The organism is uncultured Traorella sp. (assembly GCF_944327115.1).
Classification (GTDB): Bacteria; Bacillota_I; Bacilli_A; order Erysipelotrichales; family Erysipelotrichaceae; genus Traorella.
This window is the reverse complement of sequence record NZ_CALVGS010000112.1, coordinates 1-4,261: the sequence shown is the minus strand read 5'-3', so window position 1 is coordinate 4,261 and position 4,261 is coordinate 1. Positions and strand designations below refer to the sequence as shown.

General features: G+C 30.7%; 4 protein-coding genes. 1 reads left to right on the top strand and 3 read right to left on the bottom strand.

Annotation, left to right across the window (positions count from 1 at the left end):
- Positions 1-73: 73 nt before the first annotated feature.
- Positions 74-907, bottom strand: coding sequence for a PRD domain-containing protein (locus Q0K35_RS09655; RefSeq protein WP_294562605.1), 834 nt, complete (start codon positions 905-907; stop codon positions 74-76).
- 14 nt (positions 908-921) lie between these two features.
- Positions 922-1,398, bottom strand: a complete 477-nt coding sequence (locus Q0K35_RS09650; protein ID WP_294562603.1) for a PTS glucose transporter subunit IIA — start codon at positions 1,396-1,398, stop codon at positions 922-924.
- A 393-nt stretch (positions 1,399-1,791) separates the two neighbouring features.
- On the opposite strand from Q0K35_RS09650, the gene Q0K35_RS09645 reads away from it, so the two are divergent.
- Positions 1,792-3,108, top strand: a complete 1,317-nt coding sequence (locus tag Q0K35_RS09645; RefSeq protein WP_294562600.1) for an ATP-binding protein — start codon at positions 1,792-1,794, stop codon at positions 3,106-3,108.
- 407 nt (positions 3,109-3,515) lie between these two features.
- Here the strand turns inward: Q0K35_RS09645 and Q0K35_RS09640 are convergent.
- On the bottom strand, positions 3,516-4,261 hold a 746-nt coding region (locus Q0K35_RS09640; RefSeq protein WP_294562599.1), incomplete at its 5' end, for an N-acyl homoserine lactonase family protein.

Here is a 4,261-nt window from a genome sequence, read left to right as displayed (position 1 = left end):
AATAAAAACCCCAAACCAAAACTAAATAATGAATGAACCATTCATTACTTAGCTTTATGTCAGGGGTAAAGCCCTACTGGTAACAATCCTCTCGAGCACAAAGTCTATTCATATGTAACATCAGATAAATACATTCTTCATCGCTTAGATCCCAATTCAGCTGATCCTTTAAATACTCTCTTACGTGCTGTGTACATTCATATGTTTTGGGATATGCATTTACAAGCGATTCATATAACTTCTGATTTTCACTTTTCACCATTTCATTCTTCTTACCTCTTTTTAAAAGATAGTGCATATGAGAAACAAAACGTGAATAGTTAAAACCTGTTTTATCGATCTTGATCTGGAAATCTTTTTCGATGATTTCACAAATATCATCAATCATCTCTTCGTCAAGCTTATCTCTTTTTTTATTCTTATTCATTGATTCCGCATTGATGATATGCAAGGCAATATATGCAGCTTCCTCTTTTGGAAGAAATACCTTTAAAGTCTTTCTAATCAAGGTTAATGCATATTCACCAATCTCCATCTCTGTATCAAATAAATACTCAATATCATGAACGATTGGCAGCTTTATATTCATATTTTCCTTATATCGCTGAATCGCAAAATTAATATGATCCGCTAAGGTAATCACAATATTAGAACTTACAGGATTTTCCAGTTTCATTCTTGCGTAATTGATGATCTTATCAGAAATATCCAAAATATCTTCAGGAATATCATTGATCATATTGATATAGGTAGGATCAATACCATAATATGTACGTTGAATCTTATCCAAATCCACCTCATAGGGTGGTTTTGTGAAACCTATTCCTTTTCCAAAAGCCACCACTTCATTGTTATTGCTATCTAAACATAATGAAACATTATTATTGATATTTTTAATAACCTTCATGGCAGCTCCTTTCTTTATTTCTTTTTAACTTTAAGAACTCTACTGCTTACTTCTTTATCACCATATTCATCTAATTCAATAACATAATCTGAACTTGTGATTACCATTGGCATCGTCAGATCAACCTTATTTTCTTTCATGAACGCTCGGTCAAGACGAACAAGTGGATCATGAGACTTCACCTTATCATGCTCCTTTACCAGCACTTCAAACCCTTTCCCATTCAAATTCACGGTATCTAAACCAATATGGATCAGAATTTCTGCACCGTTTTCTGCTTTGATACCAATTGCATGTCGGGTATTTGCGATTAAGATGATCTCACCTTTACAAGGTGCATAGATTGTATCTCCATCAAATACAAAAGCACATCCATCGCCCATCATCTTTTCAGAAAATACCGGATCATTAACTTCGCTTAAAGGAATCATCTTTCCTTTGACCGGAGAATACAATTCAGATTCAACAACCTTTTTAAATAAGTTAAACATACTTCCTCCTAAAATAAAAACTCTCCAAGTCACACCTTAAAAAACATATCGCTATGTTATGAAAGGTAAAGCCTCAAAGAGTAACAATCCTTTTTATCTACATCCTTATCTTAATGGTTCCGCTTACATTTGTCAAGAGTTTTTGATAAAAAGAAAATTACAAATAAGTACGTCAATCAATTTCATTACTTTTTAAAATATCTTACAGTTAGACCTTTCATGCATTATTTTTTCTGTACAGTGAAAATAAGCAGAAATAGAAAATTTTCATTTTATATAGATATCTTCATCAACAAAAGAGTTCTTTAATTAATTATATAATTTTTGCTATCATTTGCATAAATTTGTTATTTCAAGAAGTTTATGCTATAATCCATTCAAGGAGAAAATATTATGATTCAAGCACATGAGTTAAAACAAAGAGATTCTTATTTAAGTAAATTAATTGCTTTTCGTGATACTGAACCTGTTAAAGTTATAACCGGAGTAAGGCGCAGCGGAAAAAGTAGTCTACTTAAATTAATGATAAAATATTTAAAAGAAACAGGTATAGAAGATAGTCAAATTATCGAGATGAATTTTGAATCTAATGATTATAAAAAAATGAGTTCTGATGAAGTTTATAACTATGTGAAAAAAAGAGTTCTTCCAAATAAGCGTATGTATTTATTTTTTGATGAATTGCAAAGAATTGATCACTGGGAAGATTCAATTAATTCGTTTCGAGTGGATTTTGATTGTGATATCTATATTACCGGATCAAATGCTTATTTATTATCTTCTGAATATTCAACTTATTTATCAGGAAGATGCATAGAAATTAAAATGCTTCCATTATCATTCTTGGAGTTTATTGACTTTCATGGATTTAAACTCATTGAAACTAAAAACAAATTAGGTACAAAAATACAAGTGATCGATGAACACAACGAAAAATATGAAGTTCGAGAATTATTCAATGCTTATATAAAATTTGGTGGTATGCCAGGAATTGCAGATGTAGGGCTCGATCAAGAAAAGGCATTAATTTTATTAGATGGTATTTATTCTAGTGTTGTAATTCGAGATATCTTAGAAAGAGAATTACGTAGAAATCAACGGCAAATAACAGATCCTATACTTCTAAAAAAAATAATCTTATTTTTAGCTGATAACATTGGAAGCAACATATCCGTTTCTTCGATTGGTAATATCCTTGTTAATGAAGGCTTATTAGAAACAGAAAATCGTGGAGGCAAACCAAGTACTCATACTGTACAATCTTACGTTGAGGCATTACTAGAGTCTTATTTCTTTTATGAAATTAAACGCTTTGACATTAAAGGAAAAGAATACTTAAAGACACTCGGTAAATACTATATCGTTGATATTGGATTACGTAATTATCTGCTTGGATTTAGAAATCGTGATCGTGGTCACGTTTTAGAAAATGTTGTATATTTTGAATTATTACGTAGAGGTTATGACGTAGCCATCGGTAAAATAGACAATTTAGAAATTGACTTTATCGCTACTAAAGCTGATGCTAAAATATATGTTCAAGTAACTGAGTCAATGTCAAACGAAGATGTTCGAAGGAGAGAATTAACACCTTTAGAAAAGATAAAAGATAATTATGAAAAAATTGTTTTAACTTTAGATACTGGTTTAGATTCTAGTTATGAAGGAATTAAATCAATAAACTTAATCAATTGGTTAATTAAAAAATAATATTAAACAAAAATTAAATTACAAATTAGAATGAGCTGATATGTTCATCCTAATATCATATAAAAAGTAATTTACCTGTCCCTTTTTGTCAGAAGAATTGCTTGGTTCAATACAACAATTAAGATGTGTTGGTAATAATATGTATCAAATCACGTTTATTGCCAATAGCACAAATAACATTGATAAAGATATCTAATTTCATAGTTTCTTCAATCAAGGTATGAAGTAGATAATAAATCCATATTGATATTATTATTTCCATATATTGCATTTAAATAGTTAAACATTAAAGACTGTAGCCTCTCCCTCCAAACAAAACCCCAGTGTTGCCTCACTGGGGTTTTTATTTATTTGGGGTATTTACATGTTATCCTATTCGCTCAAAATTATCTATAATTTCAAATTTTTTATTCATAATAATCGGGAGCTTTTTTTAATGTCATAAACTGTTCCATATCATGTGAAAATATGATTTTAGCGTTTAACCTCTCTTGTAGATTTCTAATCTTTTCAATTGATTCATAATATTTTTCTAAGTTGTATTGACTATATTGCGGCATGGCCGGTGGACCATAATTCAAGTGTGTATCAACTACATCACTTGGAAAAAGCAAAGTACCCTCTTTTTCTAAATGAACGATCATCCCTAATAGACCTTTGCTGTGTCCCGGAAGATTAATCAATTGAATATGATCATGGATCTTTATATCTTCTTTTACTAAATGGATCTTTTCGATATTTAGATGAGCATACTTATACACTCCTTTAGGCTTTTGATGATTGTCCAAAGCCTCTTTGACATAGTTATACTCATCTTGTGCTATATAAAATTCCGCACTCTTAAACAAGTCCATATTGCCGCAATGATCATCATGAAAATGAGATAATATTACTTTATCTATGTCAGTTGGTTCAAGATGGAGGCTCTTTAACTGATTGATCAGCAATTGTTCTTCTCTGTAATAATATGGACAGCGGATGCTTCGATCATATTCATTTGGATTCTGTCCTGTATCAAATAAGATTTTTTCATTTCCCGTATCGATCAAAACACAATATACCGGTATCTTGATCCATCTGCTTGTTGCTTCACGATTGGTCTTTGTCTTATAACTATTCAGACAAACGATCCAGTTTTCATCACATTCCATCC